The 19,216-nt window shown below is 55.0% G+C and carries 17 protein-coding genes and 2 pseudogenes; 9 read left to right on the forward strand and 10 right to left on the reverse strand.

Features of this window, described 5'->3' with window-relative positions; all coding sequences use genetic code 11:
• The first annotated feature begins 623 nt into the window (after positions 1 to 623).
• Positions 624 to 2,963: a PAS domain S-box protein gene (locus ACFQO4_RS00400; protein ID WP_500259046.1), complete on the forward strand. Its 2,340-nt coding sequence runs from the start codon at positions 624 to 626 to the stop codon at positions 2,961 to 2,963.
• 263 nt (positions 2,964 to 3,226) lie between these two features.
• Here the strand turns inward: ACFQO4_RS00400 and ACFQO4_RS00405 are convergent, their stop codons facing one another.
• The 4 genes from ACFQO4_RS00405 to ACFQO4_RS00420 all read right to left on the reverse strand — a co-directional run bounded on the left by ACFQO4_RS00405 (position 3,227) and on the right by ACFQO4_RS00420 (position 5,745).
• The gene (locus tag ACFQO4_RS00405; RefSeq protein ID WP_500259047.1) at positions 3,227 to 3,841 is read right to left on the reverse strand and encodes a class I SAM-dependent methyltransferase; all 615 of its coding nucleotides are present in this window, start codon (positions 3,839 to 3,841) and stop codon (positions 3,227 to 3,229) included.
• Between the two features lie 300 nt (positions 3,842 to 4,141).
• Positions 4,142 to 4,600, reverse strand: a complete 459-nt coding sequence (locus ACFQO4_RS00410; RefSeq protein ID WP_500259048.1) for a response regulator — start codon at positions 4,598 to 4,600, stop codon at positions 4,142 to 4,144.
• Between the two features lie 297 nt (positions 4,601 to 4,897).
• Positions 4,898 to 5,329 (reverse strand): response regulator, encoded by a 432-nt coding sequence (locus ACFQO4_RS00415; RefSeq protein ID WP_500259049.1) that lies wholly within the window; start codon positions 5,327 to 5,329, stop codon positions 4,898 to 4,900.
• Positions 5,330 to 5,619: 290 nt separating this feature from the next.
• Entirely contained in the window at positions 5,620 to 5,745 is a 126-nt protein-coding gene (locus ACFQO4_RS00420) for a hypothetical protein (protein WP_500260486.1), read from the reverse strand.
• Here ACFQO4_RS00420 and ACFQO4_RS00425 point away from each other — a divergent pair.
• The gene (locus ACFQO4_RS00425; RefSeq protein WP_500260430.1) at positions 5,740 to 5,913 is read left to right on the forward strand and encodes a hypothetical protein; all 174 of its coding nucleotides are present in this window, start codon (positions 5,740 to 5,742) and stop codon (positions 5,911 to 5,913) included. The genes ACFQO4_RS00420 and ACFQO4_RS00425 overlap by 6 nt on opposite strands.
• Before the next feature lie 248 nt (positions 5,914 to 6,161).
• Here ACFQO4_RS00425 and ACFQO4_RS00430 read toward each other — a convergent pair whose 3' ends face one another.
• A complete protein-coding gene (locus ACFQO4_RS00430; RefSeq protein WP_500259050.1) occupies positions 6,162 to 8,588 on the reverse strand; it encodes a sensor histidine kinase in 2,427 nt (808 codons plus the stop codon).
• A gap of 377 nt (positions 8,589 to 8,965) precedes the next feature.
• On the opposite strand from ACFQO4_RS00430, the gene ACFQO4_RS00435 reads away from it, so the two are divergent.
• Together ACFQO4_RS00435 and ACFQO4_RS00440 are read left to right on the forward strand one after the other, a co-directional pair.
• The gene (locus tag ACFQO4_RS00435) at positions 8,966 to 9,571 is read left to right on the forward strand and encodes a DUF1326 domain-containing protein (protein ID WP_500259051.1); all 606 of its coding nucleotides are present in this window, start codon (positions 8,966 to 8,968) and stop codon (positions 9,569 to 9,571) included.
• 26 nt (positions 9,572 to 9,597) lie between these two features.
• Positions 9,598 to 10,389, forward strand: coding sequence for a DUF2182 domain-containing protein (locus ACFQO4_RS00440; protein ID WP_500259052.1), 792 nt, complete (start codon positions 9,598 to 9,600; stop codon positions 10,387 to 10,389).
• Between the two features lie 233 nt (positions 10,390 to 10,622).
• On the opposite strand, the gene ACFQO4_RS00445 is transcribed toward ACFQO4_RS00440, so the two are convergent.
• Positions 10,623 to 11,384 carry an MBL fold metallo-hydrolase gene (locus ACFQO4_RS00445; RefSeq protein ID WP_500259053.1) on the reverse strand — a complete coding sequence of 254 codons (762 nt, stop codon included), beginning with the start codon at positions 11,382 to 11,384 and terminating at the stop codon, positions 10,623 to 10,625.
• Between the two features lie 285 nt (positions 11,385 to 11,669).
• On the opposite strand from ACFQO4_RS00445, the gene ACFQO4_RS00450 reads away from it, so the two are divergent.
• Positions 11,670 to 12,473, forward strand: coding sequence for an alpha/beta fold hydrolase (locus ACFQO4_RS00450; protein ID WP_500259054.1), 804 nt, complete (start codon positions 11,670 to 11,672; stop codon positions 12,471 to 12,473).
• Between the two features lie 182 nt (positions 12,474 to 12,655).
• Here ACFQO4_RS00450 and ACFQO4_RS00455 read toward each other — a convergent pair whose 3' ends face one another.
• The gene (locus ACFQO4_RS00455) at positions 12,656 to 12,976 is read right to left on the reverse strand and encodes a hypothetical protein (protein ID WP_500259055.1); all 321 of its coding nucleotides are present in this window, start codon (positions 12,974 to 12,976) and stop codon (positions 12,656 to 12,658) included.
• Between the two features lie 95 nt (positions 12,977 to 13,071).
• Positions 13,072 to 13,419: a four-helix bundle copper-binding protein gene (locus ACFQO4_RS00460; RefSeq protein WP_500259056.1), complete on the reverse strand. Its 348-nt coding sequence runs from the start codon at positions 13,417 to 13,419 to the stop codon at positions 13,072 to 13,074.
• A gap of 423 nt (positions 13,420 to 13,842) precedes the next feature.
• On the opposite strand from ACFQO4_RS00460, the gene ACFQO4_RS00465 reads away from it, so the two are divergent.
• Both ACFQO4_RS00465 and ACFQO4_RS00470 read left to right on the forward strand, forming a co-directional pair.
• On the forward strand, positions 13,843 to 14,913 hold the full coding sequence (locus ACFQO4_RS00465; RefSeq protein ID WP_500259057.1) for a hemolysin family protein: 1,071 nt from the start codon (positions 13,843 to 13,845) through the stop codon (positions 14,911 to 14,913).
• Between the two features lie 73 nt (positions 14,914 to 14,986).
• Complete coding sequence (locus ACFQO4_RS00470; RefSeq protein ID WP_500259058.1) at positions 14,987 to 15,412, forward strand: universal stress protein; 426 nt, start codon at positions 14,987 to 14,989, stop codon at positions 15,410 to 15,412.
• A gap of 74 nt (positions 15,413 to 15,486) precedes the next feature.
• On the opposite strand, the gene ACFQO4_RS00475 is transcribed toward ACFQO4_RS00470, so the two are convergent.
• The gene (locus ACFQO4_RS00475) at positions 15,487 to 16,398 is read right to left on the reverse strand and encodes a DUF7972 family membrane protein (RefSeq protein WP_500259059.1); all 912 of its coding nucleotides are present in this window, start codon (positions 16,396 to 16,398) and stop codon (positions 15,487 to 15,489) included.
• Positions 16,399 to 16,667: 269 nt separating this feature from the next.
• Between ACFQO4_RS00475 and ACFQO4_RS00480 the strand changes: the two genes are divergently transcribed.
• Positions 16,668 to 17,309: a DUF2238 domain-containing protein gene (locus ACFQO4_RS00480; RefSeq protein ID WP_500259060.1), complete on the forward strand. Its 642-nt coding sequence runs from the start codon at positions 16,668 to 16,670 to the stop codon at positions 17,307 to 17,309.
• Between the two features lie 149 nt (positions 17,310 to 17,458).
• Positions 17,459 to 17,718 (forward strand): annotated as a pseudogene (locus tag ACFQO4_RS00485) (hypothetical protein).
• A gap of 140 nt (positions 17,719 to 17,858) precedes the next feature.
• On the opposite strand, the pseudogene ACFQO4_RS00490 reads toward ACFQO4_RS00485, so the two are convergent.
• A pseudogene (locus ACFQO4_RS00490) lies at positions 17,859 to 19,141 on the reverse strand (cation:proton antiporter domain-containing protein).
• Between the last annotated feature and the right edge of the window lie 75 nt (positions 19,142 to 19,216).

A 19,216-nucleotide genomic window follows, 5' to 3' on the forward strand; every position in this document is an offset into this window, starting at 1 on the left:
ATACATGGGCTCAACCTCGATCAAAACTCGAGATGACGGTATCCCAGCCCAAAAGTGAAGATCGGTTCCGATGACCCAGTTTCACCACTCCGAACACCTCCGGAAACAGTGTCGCGTCCATAGGTCGGCGATAACGTATTCCCGAAAATTCAAACCGCACGTAGCGGCTACAACACTTCTATTTTCGAGCGATCGACGTGCAGCGGACGTTAGCTACGTGAGTAAAACTGCTTCTCCGTACTGAATTGAGGCCGTAACATCGTGAGCGCGCGAGCATGAATACGACGGGCCAACAGCCTTGTCACTCATCGGTGGAGGTCAGCCCGGTCTGATACCTTTCCATGCCAGAGGATACAGACCGTTAGGCATCGAAGCGGACGGAAATCGCACCACCATAACCCGGCCACTCCCCAGGTGGCCGTCCTCTGTCACCGATCTACGTACCGGAACCCTCGAGTTACCGGCTTACTCGTACAGTTTCCCGAGGAGATACACGGTGGCTCCCATCACGAAAATGGCGGAAAGCTATCCAAAAAGGTGATGTAGTATCAAAATGATTTAATGAAGAATTCGCAGAGCAATATAGAAGGCTTTACCCCTGACAACTGAGTAACACACTCCAAATGGATTCGACTTCCGATACCGGTACGGAATCCGGCCCGCAGGTCCGGCAACAGGAAGTCGTCGCCGAACTCGGACAACAGGCCCTCCGGACAAACGACCTCGACCAGTTGATGCACGACACCGCGGTCGCCGTCGCCGAGACCCTTGACGCCGAGTACGCGAAAGTGCTCGAGCTGTGCCCCGACGACAATACTGTCTTGCTCAGGCAGGGTGTCGGCTGGCGCGATGGGCTCGTAGGTTCAGCGACCGCCACCACCAATCTGGATTCACAGGCGGGCTATACCCTGCTTTCCGAAGCGCCGGTTATCGTCGATGACCTCCGTACGGATGAGCGCTTTTCCGGCCCTGAGCTGCTGACCGAACACGACGTCGTGAGCGGTATCAGCGTCATTATCGGGACTGTCGACGATCCGTGGGGTGTCTTTGGGGTCCACACGACAAGCCACCGCGAGTTTACTGACAGGGACGTTACTTTCGTCACGAACATCGCAAACGTCCTCGCCGCGGCGATCGACCGCGCCGAGACGGAACGCCGACTGCACAAGCGCGAACGGCGACTCGAGCGATACAAGGAGTACACCGACGACATCTTCGCCGCTGTCGACGACGTGTTCTACGTCATCGACGAATCCGGCACGTTCCAGCGCTGGAACGAAACCCTGACCGAAGTGACTGGCTATTCGGACGCAGAGATCGGGTCGATGCATCCTGTGGAGTTTTTTAGCGACGAGGATCACGAGTCGATCGCGGCCGCGGTCGCCGAGGTGTTCGAAACCGGTCGTGCTCGAGTCAAGGCAGATATCCTGACCAAAGGTGGCGACCGGATCCCGTTCGAGTTCGCCGCGACCAGACTCGAGGCCCCCGACGGAACGCCGGTGCTGGCCGGGATCGGCCGTGACGTCACAGGGCGAAAGGAACGGACCCGGGAGCTCGCCACGTACGAACGCATCGTCGAAACGATCAACGACGGCATCTACGTAGCCGATGACAACCTGCAGTATACGATGGTCAACGACGCGTTCGCCGCGTTGACCGGCTACACTCGCGAGGAGCTACGCGGGTCCCACGCCACTCGCCTCATCGACGAGGCAACCATCGAGGAGGCAACGGAAATGCGCGCGGCGATAGCCAGCGACGAGACGGCTAATTCGACGTTGGAAACGACCGTCGAGACGGCGGACGGCGACCGCGTCCCCGTTGAAGTGACCATCGCATCGTTTACCGCCGACGGCAAGGAGAACCGCGTCGGGGTGGTCCGAGATATCACCGACCGCAAGGAGCGTGAGCGAGCCCTTGCAGAGAGCGAGCGTCGCTACAGGACGCTCGTCAAGAACTTCCCGAACGGAGCCGTCGGTCTCTACGACGAGGACCTCACCTACACTGTCGCCGGTGGCGAGCTGCTAAGCGAACTGGAGATCCCACCAAACGAGGTCGTCGGGACCTCGATCTACGAGCGCTATCCCGACGAACTGGTCGAAGAGATCAAACCTCACTTCCGCGCCGCGTTTGAGGACGACTCGCGAACGTTCGAGGTGGAGTACCACGACCGCCACCTGCTGGCGCACACCCTTCCCGTTCGAAACGGCGACGACGAAATCTACGCGGGGATGTTGCTGATACAGGACATCACCGAACGGACGGAATACCGTCGACAAATCGAGGAATCGAACGAGCGTCTCGAACAGTTCGCCTACGCCGCCTCCCACGACCTCAAAGAGCCCCTGCGGATGATCTCGAGTTACCTCTCGTTGCTCGAGCGACGGTATGAAGACGCACTTGACGAGGATGGTGAAGAATTCCTCTCGTTCGCTGTTGACGGGGCCGATCGGATGCGCGAGATGATCGACGGCCTCCTCGAGTACTCACGGATCAACAGGCAGAATGAGCCGCTCGAGCCGGTTGCACTGGAAGACGTCCTTGACGATGCAATCGACAACCTGCACGTAAAATTCGAAGAGAGTAATGCCGAACTCACAGTTGCCTCTCTCCCTCGTGTGCGGGGTGACGAACGCCAGCTCCAGCAAGTCTTCCAGAACCTCCTGAGCAATGCGGTCGAGTACAGCGGCGACGAGCCCCCGCGAATCCATGTCGACGCCGAAGAGGCTGGTCATGAGTGGGTAATCTCCGTTCGCGACGAGGGAATCGGCATCGACTCCGAGGAGACCGACCGTATCTTCGAGGTGTTCCAGCGTCTTCACAGCCACGACGAGCACGCGGGGACGGGGATCGGACTCGCCCTGTGCCAGCGAATCGTCGAGCGTCACGGCGGCGAGATCTGGGTCGACTCCGAGTCCGGCAAGGGGGCGACTTTCCGATTTACGCTGGCGGCGACTGAGTAGGCCTGGCCTCGACTGGAACGAGCGTGATTAAATTTTGTAGATACCCATCGCCGAGTGCCGTATGCGTGGGTAGCAACAGATGCCTACCGAATCACATACTTTCCCCCTTGAGTGTACCCAGCAGACTCTGGACGAGCTGCCGAATCGTTGTCAAGAGAGGCATGCAAGATACAGAGGATATAGTCAGCAATTGAGTCACGTATGTTTCACCTCCGAATAAATGAAACGCTGACAAGACCAGCGTGCGTGCCGGTCATCAACATTCAGACTCGTTCGACAATCGCAAGTAACCCTGGGAACGAGGTTTCGCGCGTTTCGAACGCTACTTCCCGTGTTTCCAGGACGTTCCACTCTTTTGTGAAGGCAGAGGATACGTCATCAGGAGTGATCGGGTTCGGTCCCCCATCCTCCGGGGCACCAGCACCAAATCCGACAAGGAATACACGACCCCCCACCGAGACGATACTGGCGAGTTCGCAAGCGTAGTCCTCACGATCTTCGCTCTCAAACGCGTGGAACAGACCACTGTCCAGCACGGTATCGAACGTTCCGATGTCGTTGGGAAAGTCCAGTGCATTTGCGACTCGGAACGTTGCGTTAAGACCTCGTTCTTCGGCGTTCTTTCGCGCTTGCGCGATTCCCTTTCTGGAGAAATCTATGCCCACAGCTGTGTGTCCCTCGGTTGCTACCCAGAGTGCATGTATTCCAGTTCCGCATCCAACATCAAGGACGCAGCCGGATAATCCGTCACTCCCGACGGCGTTCACGAGAGCTGGCTGTGGCTTGCCAATATCCCAGGGAGGGGCGGTCTCGCTTTCGTATACCCCGTTCCACCACTCCGCTTGACCACCTGTTTCAGAATCCGATTGGTCCGACATGGACTGGTACTCAATTCAACCACGGACAATAATTCTGTTGAAATAAAACGGACGTGACTGTGTTGCTTCGGCTTTTAAGTCGTGACACATTCGCGCTCTGAATTCAGCGGACGCTAAATGAACTACCCGGCTCTTGTTAGAAACGACGTGACGGACTCAGAGGATGAATCCAGCACGGCAACATGATTTATTCCACACCGAAAATAACTCGCTCAGTAGACGTGCGTACTGACTGTGGAATAATAGAGTGCTTTTGAGGCCGGACTCGATGAACTCGTCTATCGAATCGCCAGTACGCGCTCAGGCCTCTGCGGGTTCCTCTTGAATGAGTGCCATCCAAAATCCCTCGATTTCCTGAACGAATCCGATATAATCTTCTGGCTCAACTGGTTTTTGGACAAAGTGATCCGCATCAAGGCCCTTTGATTTGACAATGTCCTCTCCTGCCTTCGAACTCGTGAGGACAACAACAGGGATATCACATAGTGATGGTTCATTCTTCAGTTCAGATATTACGTCCGTACCACTTCTTCCAGGTAACTTCGGCTCAAGAACGATGAGATCAGGACGTGGCTCATCTGCATACTCTCCCCGTTGATTGGCGAAGTCAAGGGCGGCGTCAGCATCAGCGACGGTATATAGAGTATTCTTGAGTTTCGCATCTTTGAATGATTCCGTAAAGAGACGGGTGTCTCCGGGATTTGGTTCAACCAATAATATGGTTACCAGCTTCTCCTCCTGCTCATTGCCTGAAGCCATTACGAATTATATTAGCCGAGCAGTGAAAAGGCTGAGGCCGATTGGCATTGATATGTGATCCCTCTGCACTGAGTGATCACCCTTCCATCTGATCGACCACCAACTCCTACCACATTCGCGCTTTCTATCTTAGAAACTCAGCGAACCCCCGAGTTGCTGTCAGAAGTGATATGAAAATATAGAGAATGGATGTAGCATACTGAAGTCGTTCATTTCACTCACTCAGTGCGGAACCAGCCGATACATACGGATGTGAACTTTCCATAAGTATTCAATCAGCTGGCTCGCTTTGATCACTTAAGAACACGATGGGAATCGAACATTTCCGATCCAAAACTCCTCAACAACCTGCACCAATTCGACAAAAGATCCCGGATTGTCAGGCTTTGTTAAGTAAGCGTTTGCATACCGTTCATAGCTCGAAAGAATATCCTCTTTCGCTGTTGAACTGGTCAACACAAGTATTGGAAGATGAGTCAGATCTGGATCGTTTCTGATCTCTTCCATCACGTCGAATCCATCTTTACGTGGAAGATTCAAATCTAATAATATAAGATCGGGACAGGGTGATTCTTCATCTCTCAAGAAATTTAGCGCCTTAATGCCATCAACGGCGATATGCAATCTCGCGTCGAACTTAGCATCCCGGAAGGCTTCTTGTGTTAGTCGAACATCTCCGGGATTATCCTCTACAAGCAGAATATGGGGAATAGAATCGTTTTCAGTCACGTATATCAATGGGTTTCCGTCGTATATTCGAAGTTGCCTGAATAATTGAATCCATCCTTGTTAAACCTACTCGCCAACCACTTTGGTAGCTGATCGAAGAGATTGCCCCTCGCTCCAGCAACGCCTTCTCTTCTACTGAGAAATCGCTACTCATTAGCTCGACGGACTGACGCCAACTTTATACCCTCCGCTTTTCTTGAGTCCTAAGATGCTTTACCCAAAATTTTTTGGCGACTTCTTTTTTGTAATACCGTCGGAAGAAAGATCCAATGGACCGACTATTCACGGCATTATCCGCTGGCCCGCGTCGCCGAGTCCTGGTCGAATTGTACGACCAGCCAGCAGATGGTGTACAGGTCCCCGAGGCCCTTCTCAATGACGGGGAGGAACGAAGAGATTTCGAAATCGCGTTGCACCACAAGCACCTCCCCTTGCTGGATGACTATGGTTTCATCAACTGGGACCCAGAGACGAACAGAGTAACGAAGGGGCGCAGATTTGACGACCTCCAACCAGTTCTTGAATCGCTCAATGACCAGGCCGACGAAGTCAGCATTCCGTGTCCCAGAGAGGTCCAGTCGTAGGCGTACACCTCGGGGGTCACGATCTCCGGAGGGCGTCTTGAGTAACGGATCACTGGCTCCATGAGTGGCGTCGTCGAACACCAATCACTCCCCCTTTCAAATCGGCTTTTAAGCCGTGACACATTCGCGCTCTGTATGCAGCAACGTCTCTACGAACTACCAGCGTTCAATCAGAAACTGCGTGCGAGATATAGAGGATGTATGTAGCAGATCATTTTGAACAGGCGAGCGTGATACCGATAGCGAGTTCATGGACTGCGTACGGCTGGAAGCGTAAATAAGAAGGTCGCGCCCTCGCCGGGTTCGGATTCGACCCAGATGTCACCGCCGTGGCGCTCGACGATTCGCTCGCACAGTGCGAGGCCGATGCCAGTTCCATCGTACTCGTCCTGGCTGTGAAGGCTCTCGAATACCTCGAACACCCGGTCGGCCTGCTCCGGGTCGATGCCGATCCCCTCGTCACTGACCGAGATCACCCGCTCGTCGCCATTGTCAGTCTGCTCGACGGAGACGTGCACTCGCGGCGGGAGGTCGCCGCTATACTCGATCGCGTTGTCCAGCAGATTCTGGAAGAGCTGGCGGAGTTGCTCAGCGTCGCCTATGACGTGAGGGAGCCCTTCGGCAGTGATCTCGGCATCGTGCTCCTCGATTTTCACATGGAGATCCTGATAGACGTCCGAGAATACGCTGTCGAGGTCGACCGGTTCGAGGGGGTCTCCGCGAGTGTCGACACGGGAGTACTCGAGGAGACCGTCAATCATCGCTCGCATTCGGTCGGCGCCGTCGACGGCGAACGCGATGAACTCTTGGGCGTCTTCGTCGAGGCTGTCGGCGTAGCGGTGCTCGAGCAACTGGAGGTAGGTTGAAACCATCCGTAGTGGCTCCTGGAGGTCGTGGGAGGCAGCATAGGCGAACTGTTCGAGACGTTCGTTGGATTCCTCGAGTTTCTTGACCACCTCCTCTAACCGTCGCTCGCGCTGTCTGCGTTCGGTGACGTCTTGGGCGGCCCCTCGGAAGGAAACAACCTCACCGTCGACGGTCTCCGGTACGCCCTGGAGTCGAAGCCAGCGCACGTCGTCACTGTCCGTTCGGATCCGTGCCTCCACGTCGAAGGAATCACCAGAGTCGAGTGCGTTTTCGACGGCTTCCTGGACGGTCGGCTGGTCGTCCTCGTGGTACATGTCGATTGCTTCCTCCAGCGGCGGTTCCTCGTCGGCGTCCACCTCCAGAACCTCGAAGATGTGGTCGGTCCAGAACACGTCCTGTGTCTCCACGTCGATCTCCCAGCCGCCGACATCTGCGATGCGTTCGGTCTTCTCGAGCAAGTCCAGTGCTCGTTCGAGTTCTCGTTCGCGATACTTCTGCTCGGTGATGTCGCTCGCCATACCGATCCATTCGACGATATCTCCGTCATCATCCAGCATCGGTACCGCACGCGAGAACGTCCAGCCCAGGCTTCCATCGACCTGCTCTACCCTGTGTTCCAGTTCGAAGGCGCTCTTGGTCCGGATCGCTTCGTTGATACCCCTCTTGACACGCTCCAGGTCGTCCGAGTGAATGTATTTGTCGAGCCAATCGCTGGTCGATTCGTGTGTATCGGCGATGAAGTCCCGGCCTTCGAGATGGTGCATTTCGCTCCAATCGGGACTCATCCGATATACGACATCCGAGCTGGCGTTGACCAACGCTCGGAATCGCTCCTTGCTTTTCTGAAGCGCCTCCTCGGCTTTCTTATGGCCGGTGATATCACGCGTTGTTCCGGCGATGGCTTCGACGTCCCCCTCATCATTGAGTACCGGTGCAAAGATGTAGTCGTAGATTCGGTGGCCGAGTTCGGCGTGTTCGAACGCTACCTCGCCGCGGATGGGCTCTTTCGTCTCCACGACCTGATCGAGCTCGCGCTCGTGCATCTCAGCGTGCCACGGCTCGTAGCCAATTTCCAGCAGGGTCTTTCCTATGGACTCTTCGAGGGTCTGACCCCACATTTCCAGCAGTGCCTCGTTGGCAAATATGAAGCGGTAGTCGAGGTTGAACGCGTAGACGAGGTCGGGAGTACTGGTGATAATGGTCTCGTAAAGCCGCCGCTCCTGTTCAGGCTCAGCGGTCACTCTTGTCAACTCTGTCTCCGAATCTTTGTGTTCGGTGCTATCAGTATTCGCGGGCGACTCCGCGATCTCGACGGCGTATGCGATTGTCACTCCTAACTCTGCGAGCGATTCTCGTTCAGCCGTCCCGAATCCTTGCGACCGGTTGGTGGCCAGATGCAAGACACCGTATAGCGTCTCTTCGTAAACGAGGGGGATGAACGCACACGTTTGGTAGTCGTATTTGAGGGCGTGGTCGCGCCAATTCTCGCAAGGTGGGTCGTCAACGAGGTTCTGTCTGACCGTGACCTCCCGTGTGCGCGCTGCTTCGTTTGCCAGTTCCTGTGGAGGTGATTCCCCTATTTCGAGCATTCCATCGAGCGTATTCTCTGCAATTCCGGCGGCCCCCGCCGGAATTACCTCCTTTGCCTCTGGATTATAGCGTCCAATCCATGCAAAGGCGTATAGCTCAGATGCGGCGAACTGCTCGCAAACGCGTTGTTGAATCTCGTTTTCGGTGTTAGCAGGAATCAACGCTCGGGTGACTCCTCCTATCACCTCGTTTATGGAATGTCGTCCGCAAAGGCTCATTGATGACTCCATAATACTATAATTGGTTTACTCTACCGATTTCTGAAGTTGAGATATTATATCTTTTCGAACCAGTCTGATCGAGATTGAACAGTCCCCGTATGTTCAACGCATCAAGTGCGACATTCGCGCTCTGAGTTCAGTACGGGTTATTCGAACTACTCAGCTTCTGTCAGGAGTGGCGTGACCGATTTAGAGGATGAGTTCAGCACGAAGGTTTCGTTTGTTTCACGTTGAAGCCATTGAACCAGCCATTCAATTGATGATCGAATCGATCGAGGGTCATTCTATTAGATACCTTGTTCTACGCTTGTAGATCTTTCAGGGAGTGAATCTATGTTACTGGGTCTCGTGGTGTGTGAGGGAGGCGAAAACTGATGACACAAGACTGGAGCCTGGAAGGAAACTTCATCGAAGCGTGCAACTGTTCAGTTCCGTGCCAATGTTTGTGGTACGAACCAGCAGATGACGGTGGGTGTACCTTCGCCGGGTTCTGGAATATCGAGGAAGGAACCTACGGAGACGTACCATTGGACGGGCTGGGGGCTGGAATGCTCGTCTTAGACGAGGGAATACTCCTTGAAGGTGGGTGGCACGTCGTTCTCGTAATCGACGAAGCTGCCGACGAAGAGCAAGCGGAGGCGCTCGAAACGATTTTCTCCGGTCAAGCGGGCGGCCTGTTCGAAGCCGCTGCACCGCTCATCGATTCAGTCGAAGACAGCGTCGTGGTGCCCTTTTCCTACTCGGCAGAGAACGGCCACCTCTCGTTCAGTGCTGGCGATATCGTCACGATCAAGACCGAGAAGAGGGTCGGCTTCGGGGACGAACAGGGAACGGCGTACCCGCACCCGTTCATTCAGCCAGACGAGGAGGCAAATGTCGGCAAGACGACCGAAGCGAGCGTCGCCTTCAACGACGACTTTTCGTGGGACGTAGATGGCAATAACTCATACTTCGGTGAGTTCGAGATGGCGAACGCCTGAGCTCACCATCCACTATCACGCCTGGTATGACCACACGAGAGACGGAACGGCGGATTTTCACCGTTCGCCAGCTGCCGTTCATCGCCATCGTTATGTATGTATTCACGCTCGGAGCGTGGATTGCGATCCTGTGGCGATGGGTCCCGATGCCGGGAGGAGAAATGGACGGGCAGATGTCCGATCCGGGCATCCCCGAGGCGATGGCGATCGGACAGGGTCCCGTCGGCATCGGACTGTATCTGCTCATGTGGGGGGCGATGATGATCGCCATGATGTATCCTTCAACGGTGCCGCTGTTCCGGCTGTATAACGGAACACTTCGGGAGATCCCCAGAACTGGAAAAGTCGCCCGGTTGAGTGCGTTACTCGGGGTGTATACACTCGTCTGGACGCTCACTGGCTTGATCCCGCTCGCAGTCAACTCTATGATTCCACTCGCACCGCTCGCCAGCGATCATGGACCGCTCCTCTTTGGAGGAGTGTTACTACTGCTCGGGGGATATCAACTGTCGTCGTACAAGTACCAGTGCCTGGACAAATGTCGGTCTCCCTTTGGGTTTCTGCTGACCTATCATCGACCCGGGATCCGCGGGGCTGCGAGCATGGGCTTACGCTTTAGCTTCTTCTGCGTCGGATGCTGTTGGGCATTGTTCGCGTTCATGGTCATCGCAGGCTCAATGAACATCCTCTGGATGGCGACTATCGCGCTCGTGCTGTCGCTCGAACGGACAGTGTCGTGGGGCCCACGATTGGCCAAGGCGGTTGGTTTATTCGCTGGCGTTGCCGGGATTGGCCTTGTCGCGGTTACGATGGTGTGATGCATCCGTAGATAATCGAGAGATATGCGCCTTGTATCTTGCAGAGATTCGATGGACTTTCGAAATTGTGTCAGAAGAAGCGTGCAAAATACAGAGCATGGATGCAGCAGGAGATCGTGGTCGTTCCGGACGGTCTCGTCGTATCAGCTTGGGACTGTGGCGGCACCCGACCGTGTACCGACCGGATTCAATCAGTCTCGTCGTCACTAGCCGTTGGATAACCCGACTGAAGATCAACCAACCTCGATTTCGAGGCCATCGTGAGCTATCCGAACCTCACCATCGTAGTACTCACCGATCGATTCGAGCATCTCATCGTCCACCCCATCGGTTTCGGGAGCGAGGTGCGTGAGGTACGTTCGACCGATCCGGGCGCCGTCGAGCGCCCGCCCCAATTCCAATGGGGTCGCGTGCGGAGCGTCGGCCAGTTCATCCGGATATGCGCAATCGTGGACGAGGAGATCCGAGCCATCGGCGAACGCGACGACCTCGGATGACGCTTCAGAATCGCCGCTTAACGTAATCGTCGGGGAGTCGTCTCCCTCGGGCGTTATCCGATATGCCAGGCAGTACATCACGTGCTGCGTTTCGATAGCGGCTACGTCGAACCCCGCGACGGAGAACGAGCCCGGTGTAACTTCTCTGACGACGAGGTTCAGCCCGTCTCGCAGATAGTCATACGCCGAGAGCAGATTTGTGATGAGTTCAGTAGTTCCTTCCGGCCCAACCACCGTGAGCGACGGTTCGCCGAGAAACAGTCTGGCTTTCAATAATGGAACGAGGTCAGCCACGTGATCGACGTGATGGTGAGTGAATACCACGGCGGCGATATCCACGAGTTCGACCCCCGCTTGTGCGAGCCGGTGGAGGACGCCACTTCCACAGTCGATCAGAACGCGGGAATCATCGGACTCGATCAAGTACCCGGTCTGGACACGCTCGCCGGTCGGTACCGGCGCACCGGTTCCTAGAAACGTGATATGAAGTGAGCCCATTGGATATGGTTCGATTTGGTGGTATATAGCGTAGCAGGGTGACCGTCAACGCCTCGCTGTGAACGAGTCCTCTCCAGGACGCTCGATGGGGTCGCTACTGGTCGATGCTATCGGCGCCCTAATCAGACCGTGATGCGTGCTGCATTGCGCCCTGAATTTTGCAGAGACGCAACGAACTACCCAACTACTGTCAGAAACGACATGACCGACTCAGAGGATGTATTCACCACCTCTCATTAGCCTGTGGCGTAGGCTTATCATCGAGTGAAGCGTACAATCATCGTTATGCCGTACGTCCAGTGTAACGGGGCAGACCTCTATTACGAGGACCACGGCGAGGGCCAGCCGATCATTTTTCTTCACGGCGTGATGTGTGGTCTCAGGTTTTTCGAGCCGCAGTTAGCCAGTCTCTCGAACGAGTACCGCACAGTCGCCGTCGATTTCAGAGGGCATGGCCGATCTGAGAAGACGGAACTCGGACACACAGTCGCGCAGTACGCCCGTGATCTTCACACGTTCCTCAAACAGCGAGACCTCGAAGAAGTTGTCATGGTGGGGTGGTCGATGGGAGCGTTCGTCTCGTGGGACTACGTGAATCAATTCGGCACAGAGCGGATACGGGGACTGGTTGATATCGATATCGAGGCATCGCGTTTTCAGTGGGATGATTACGACTATGGACTCACCGATTTAGTGGGACTGAAAGATACGCTCGCACTGGTCCAGGAAGATCAGACGAGTTTCATCCAACGCCTCACGGAGCAAGTCTTCTCAAACCCTACCACGGAGATGAGAACGTTGCAGGTCGACGAGACGTCTCGGACTCCGTCCCCCATCAAAAGCGCCATCCTGTTCGATGCGCTCACACGTGATTACCGAGCAGTCCTCCCCGAGATCGATGTCCCGATGTTGGTGTGCGCCGGCGGGGACGAAACGCGGGGAACGGGGACCGTCGAAGCGGTGAGACACGTCACAAACCTCGTCCCGGACGCCACGTTCGAACTCTTCGAAAACTGCGGCCACTGTCCGCCTATAGAGCAACCCGAGCGGTTCAACCGGGTAGTGAGCCAGTTCATCAACTCACTGTGACCGATACGCGCTCTGTATTCAGCAGAAACTGAACGTTCTATTCAAATCCTGCCATAAGGTGTCTGCTGAATATAGAGAATGAGTTCAACACAACGGCTTCGTTTGGTTCACGCCAAACCCAGTGAACGGCTCGCTCAGTAGAAGTGGAACTGAGCATACTTAATACTGCGTTTCGCTTGAAATCAGTCCTTTGAGTCAGGAGCTGACCGTTGGTCGTCCGTCGATTCGGGCTGTAACTGGCGGACGAGATTCAAATGCATCAAGTGAAGATGCATTCCAATTCCGTACAGAATGGTCCCCAGTCCGACGAACGTAAGCGGCATAAGTATCGACTCGATTGCCTGTGAGGGACTGTCAAGATTTGCGGGAAGGACGACACCAACAGCTAACAAAAACGCAGTGAGGATGATTATCAATCCTATACGGACCGCGTGGGAGTATTTTCCGACCTGTTGGATGCGTCTTTCAATCTCCTCTCGGGAGGGTGCAGTCTCACGAGCCATAGCGTATGATTTCTAGCATCGTACAAAGTTATTCAAGCCGACAATACGCTGGTGACAAAAAAGGGTTTGTGGACGGGCAGGATTAGTTGAGGGTTCTACGTTGACGTCATTTCCCGGCAGGAGTCGGCACACTCGCGAAGCACGTCAGCACAGACCTGACAGTGTTCTTCATCGTGTTGTTCGCACTCGTCCGCACACTCTTCGCATGCACTAGCACAGGCTTCTGCAAGTTGCGTGCTGTAGTTCGAGTTCCGTGCCATGAAGCGTGCGTGTAGCGTCGTGAGATCGGCGACATCCCGACAGAGACGAAGGCACTTGGCCATCCCTTCGCCTTCACCAGCACATTCATCAGCGCACCATTCACACGCTTGAGCGGCTTCGAGACAGTTGTCGATGCAGTCTCCCATCTGGTCGTTCACGTGGTCGATTTGAGTTAAAGCCATTACTCACAGTACCAGCACTCTACGGCGTAAAACCTGGGCTGGAATAGGCAACCGTTCACTGAATACCTGTACTGAGCACTCACCACTTCGGAGATTGAACTAAATTACGTGCTGTATTCGCGCTGTGTATTCAGCATTGTCTGACGTCTTATCAGAATGCAGTCAGGAACGTCGTGCGAGATACAGAGCATGAACTCAGCACGCCGGCTCTTTTGTTCCATGCAGAAAATGTCGAATCATCCACCCACTATCCGTCTGTAATGATACCCTGAAATTGCCGGGTTCACGTTTTATGCCATCACACAAAACGGTCTCTACTACGACCTGGCTCCCCGCCACCAGTTCTGCTGGTAGGGAATGTCTGTCGCAAAAACAACCCGTTTTTCCACACTAATTTGTACCTTCTCATGCTATTGTCCGGTGATGGAGCCATTCGAGATCAGTCTACGGATCATGGCGGGGATCCTCCTCATCGGGCTGAACGCGTTTTTCGTCGCGATCGAGTTCGGGCTGACCCGTGCCCGGCAGTATCCCAAGGCAGAGTTCGACACCCCGTCACTCCAACTCGCGTGGGAAATGACCGACGATCTCGAATTCTACCTGACGACGTGTCAGATCTGGATTTCCGGAACCAGCATCGCGTTAGGAATCGTCGCCGAACCCGGGTTGGCAGCGCTATTCGAGCCGCTGTTCGACAATACGGCGCTCGCCTCGATCGGGGCTGGCTCGTTGCTCGGATTTTTTCTAATTAACCTCGTCCACCTCACCCACGGGGAACAGACGCCCACGTATCTCGGCGTCGAACGTTCGAAGCAGGTCTGTCGGTACGGGTCGCGGCCGCTGTACTGGTTCGCCAAGGTGCTTGCTCCAGCGATCTGGTTCGGTGACTGGATTGCGAAGCGGACGCTCGGACTGTTCGGCATCGAAATGACTGGAGCGTGGCGCGAAACCGAACAGGAAGTCATCGAGTCTCGCGCCGATCTCCGGAATCGACTCGGATCAGTCCTCGAAGAAGGCGATCTATCGGACGAACGTCGCGAGGAAGTGATGAACGCGTTCAACATCGGCGAGCAATCCATCAGTGAAGTGATGGTGCCGTCCGAGGAGATCGTTGCCGTATCAACCGAAGACGATTCCGAAGTGAATCTGCAGAAGATGGAAGACCGACCGCAAACCCGGTATCCGCTGATCGGCGACGACCTGACCGATTTCCGTGGCATCGTCTACACTCCAGTCCTCCTCAGACATCGCGAGGAAGTGGCCGACGGTGACATTGACTTCGCCGAATTAGCAGCGCCGCCGATGACGCTCTCGCCAGACGCGGACGTCAGCGACGCGATCGATCAGTTCCAGACGGAACGGCAAGAACTCGCCCTTGTGATCGAAGACGGTGACGTCGTCGGGCTGGTCACCGTGACCGATCTGCTAGAGGCGATCATGGGCGACATCGAAGATCCGCTCGATCAAGAACACTTCGAAGCCACCGACGAGTGAGAGCGAGCCGTGGGGGAAGATTGCCTTCTGTTGTGGTCGAGTTTTATGGCCACAGATACTGTGATTGGAACCAATGTACGATACGATTCTGGTTCCGACGGACGGGAGTGAGTCGAGTGCTGCTGCCGAAGATCACGGTGTCAGTGTCGCTAAACCACATGCAGCGACGGTCCACTTTCTACACGTGATAGACGCCGGGACGGAGATGGCCGCCTCCGGGAGTATTGCACCAGAGCTCACAGAGACGCTTGAACAAGAGGCAGACGAAATCCTCGAGACGGCATCAACGAAGGCTGACAATAGTGATGTGACATCCGAACAAGTCGTGCGCGAAGGCGTCCCTCACGAAGTGATCGCCGAGTACAGTACCGACAATGGGATCGATCTCATCGTCATGGGAGGGAGTGGCCGATCTGGAATCAAAGACCACCTGCTGGGAAGTTCGACGGATCGTGTCATCCGGTCGGTTGATACGTCTGTCCTCATCGCCCGCCCCTAATAACCGATATTCTCGACGATCGATACGCTCCTATTTTCCTCAGCGTGGCTCCGCCTTTGACCAGCAGGGTGTTGTTAAGAAGTGAACGGCGTAATCGCTGCGATCTGTTGAGCGACCGTTGCGATACGAAGGACGAACGCTATCAAGATCGCAAGCGGTAGAAGTCCAATTAAGACGGTGAGGACACTCAGAATGACCACCCTCGGCATAGAGGGCGAAGACCCTGTATAGGTGGTAAGTTGGAAGAGAAGCGTGAGAGGGACCGAGACAGATAATAGGCCGATATAGAGGAGCGATCGCGATAGTTTAGCAAGCTCTTCTTTCATAAAGATTGTCGTGAAGTATTGACGAGCAACGTCGAGGTTCTCCAGGTCCGACGCGACCTGGTCAAGCATCGTGTGGAGCTGTTCGCGGCTCTCTTCGCCGTATCTCGCCTGTAGCCGGTGGCACTGGTGGATGAAGTCTCCAAAGTCGACGCCGAGAATTGGAGCGATCACGTTTGAGAGGGTATCAGAAGCCGGTTCCAACTGATCGCTAATCTGTTCGCACTGCTTTGGAAGATCTGTTACAAGCTCGTCCCTCCCTTCGTCGGGCGTTCCGGGAAGGACCGCTTCGAGTGAGAGGGCGTGCTGACGGGTCTGTTGGAGGAGTTGGTGAAGAAAGTTCGATGGGTCGGTTGGAATCGGCTGCTGGTCGAGCGCTGCCTGCCGATACTCCGCTGTCCGTTCGATTTCTTCTTTCAACGAATCGGGTGATTCCAGTTCTTGCGAGAGAATCACCTGGTTGATTGCCACTACGACAGTAATGAGCGTGATATTTCCCGTTACGAATGCACTCGCCATATACGTCAGTGGAGTAATATTTCGAACACTGAATCGAGTAAGGTTTGGAACGAGTACTACCCCTAGCATGAGAAAAAGCATCCCGATGGCGACAAGATGCCGATGACCGGAGATGAGAACCCATGTTTTGAATTGTGCTCTCATTTCCCCACCTGATGAACCACTAGTAGTGCAAAAAGACCTTGGTGAAACCGGATGCCGTAAGCTATTGTGTCCGGCACAGTTACAGTACCCGACGAGCCCAACAGAGTTGGGGTTTTGTCATCACGACTATTAAACAATTAGAATGCTGATCTACCTGATTAGTTCACTACCCTGGATACCGTTCTTCGTAACATATGCCTGGTTTCAATGGAATGAAAACGCGAAGCATCTTTAGCCAGTCGGCAATAAACGGAGACATCGGTCCCCGCATGATTACTGCTTTCGCAGCCTGGTTCCGCTCGCAGAGAGGGAACAATACTGAACGGACCGCGAACCTCACTCTTCAATTCGCTATCGTCGCTTCGCTCGTCGAAGGCGTCCGTCGGCGCGATCCGAGCGTAATCGTCAACAGCATCGTCTCGCTTCTGTTTGCAGCGATGCCAAGATATCTAGAGAACAGATACGGTACCCGTTTCCAACCGTGGCAACGGCTGTGGGTCTCGGCAGCTGCGTTGGTCCACACGCTGGGGATGCTGGGGCCGTACGATCGGATTTGGTGGTGGGATCACCTCGCTCATACGTTATCCGGTGTCGTCGTCGCAGGGGCCACAGATGTCGCGATTCGGGCAGAGGCCAAAGAGGACACCCCAAGGAAATTTCCGTCGAAATCAAGACCGGCGGTAATTACGGGGGTGACACTCGGATTCGGAGTCCTCTGGGAGGCACTTGAGTACATCATCCACACAATCGCCGGTCGGAGAGGGTTCGAACCACTACTCGTCCACTACGGACGGTTAGACGCGATTGGAGACATCATCTTCGACCTATTAGGGGCGGGTCTCGTGGTCGTATTTGGTCGACAGAGGCTCTCCAATATCATTGCATCAATTTCGGATGAGGGCGACGGATGATAAGTAGATGTGACCGCAAGCGAGAATCAGTGACTCGGGTCAAATGGATAACAGAGGGTTCGTCAATATCGTGAAAATCACCGCGAGGAACTCTACACCTTGCTAATACTGCCACCTCTCTTATAATCGTCTGAATGCTAGCCAAAAGCATGGTTGAAGTAAACAAGGTAGAAACGGAGGACGACTATATTCACGTCCGGTTTAGAGATCCGGATCAATTCGACGAAATTCGGACACCCGATTGGGCCGAAGAACCCGCCCAATCGGTCTCTGAGGGGAGTGAAGTACGAATGGGGCAAAAAGAAGATAGTGACGACTGGAAGGTAGAGTCCGTTCTCATCAAAAAAGTGTAGGGGGAGAGAAGGCCAAAGACCAGGCACGAGATATCGTCGAAAAGATCGAATCGTAAAGAGTCCCTTTCCATCGCCTAATCGAGACGATCGCGAGACTCGCGACTACAGCAGCGAACCTGTCCAGGTCACTCAAGGTTTCAACCGATCGGATTGTATCGGTTTATCAGATTACTCGAGACGGCCATACTCTGGACGTTCACCCCTCCGAGAACGCTGCCGATTCGTCGCTTCCGTTCGACGACTCTGGCTGGAGACGATCAATCGCCTGACCGTACAGTTTCGTGAACGGCGTAGCCGTAATCCCGTGAACGAGTATTGAACTCGCGATGACGAGACTGGCTACCTCCCAGATGATCGCGTTACCCAGTATTCGGTGAGCAACCGTCGCGTAGAACAGCGCTGCGATCCCGATCGGGCCAAACCAGCCCGCGAATAGCGAGTCGCGACCACTGTCGATTGACCGCACTGCCTGCCAGAAGATCACCAACATCGGCAGGCGCCGTAGAAGCAAGATACCGGCCGCGAGAGCTACGCCGGCCCAGTCGAGCGAAAACCACTGCTCGACTGGGAGAACGATACCGAAAAACACGAAGATCGGGAACGTGAATAGACGAAGTACCGTCTCCTGAACCCTTTGCTCGTCGGCTTCGTCCGCGGCGTCAGCGAACTGGTTGAAGAGGAGCCCGGCCACGAACGCCGCGAGAATTCCGTCGCTGCCGAGCAACTTGACCCCGCCCAGGACAGCAAAGGTGAGCGCGATGGTGACGCTCAACAGCGACGTCTGCTCGAGAAACTTGTGCTGGTGGGATTTACGTTCAATCCAGTCGGCGGCCGCGCCAACCGCCGCGCCGACGAGCACAGCAACGCCGACTTCCCACAGGAGCGTCGAGACTAGCCAGTCCGTGATCGCCCGCTGGGGCGGATGCTGGAGTACCAAAATTGGAAGGAAGACGAGCGGATACGCGAGACCGTCGTAGGCTCCTGATTCGGCCGTGAGAAGGTTCCGGATCGACTCCGGAATATACTGCTCTGCGGTAGTGCCGGTGACAATTGTCCCGGCGAGAACTGGATCTGTAGGCGTAACGATTGCTCCGATGAGCAACGCGATCCAGACGGCACATCCAGGAATGCATACACCAGTACGCCGCTCACAACCCACATTCCGATCATTCCCGGAACGAGAATCGCCGCCATTGAACGCACGTGATCCCGGATGTACCGTTGCGGGAGTCGGAGTGCGGCGGCCATAACGGCGAGCCCTACCGTGAGACGTGCGAACTGTTCTATGATCGTGAACGGATCGCCCCAACTGGAAAGGTGAATCAACTCCAGTCCTAAAGGTCCAATCACGAGGCCGAGGACCACTGCTACTATCGGCTCGGAGATGAAATACACTTTACTTCGCATCAGTCCAGCGGCGAGGCTCAACAACAGCGCCAGGCTACCGATCGTAACGAATGCGATGTTTAACTCTTCCATACGTGTCGCTTCTTCAAGTGGTGAGATCGTTATCGCGAGCTGGCAGCTTGGAAACGTATGTGTCGACTAGATGGA

It is taken from the genome of Saliphagus sp. GCM10025334 (assembly GCF_042663485.1).
Lineage (GTDB): Archaea > Halobacteriota > Halobacteria > Halobacteriales > Natrialbaceae > Natronosalvus.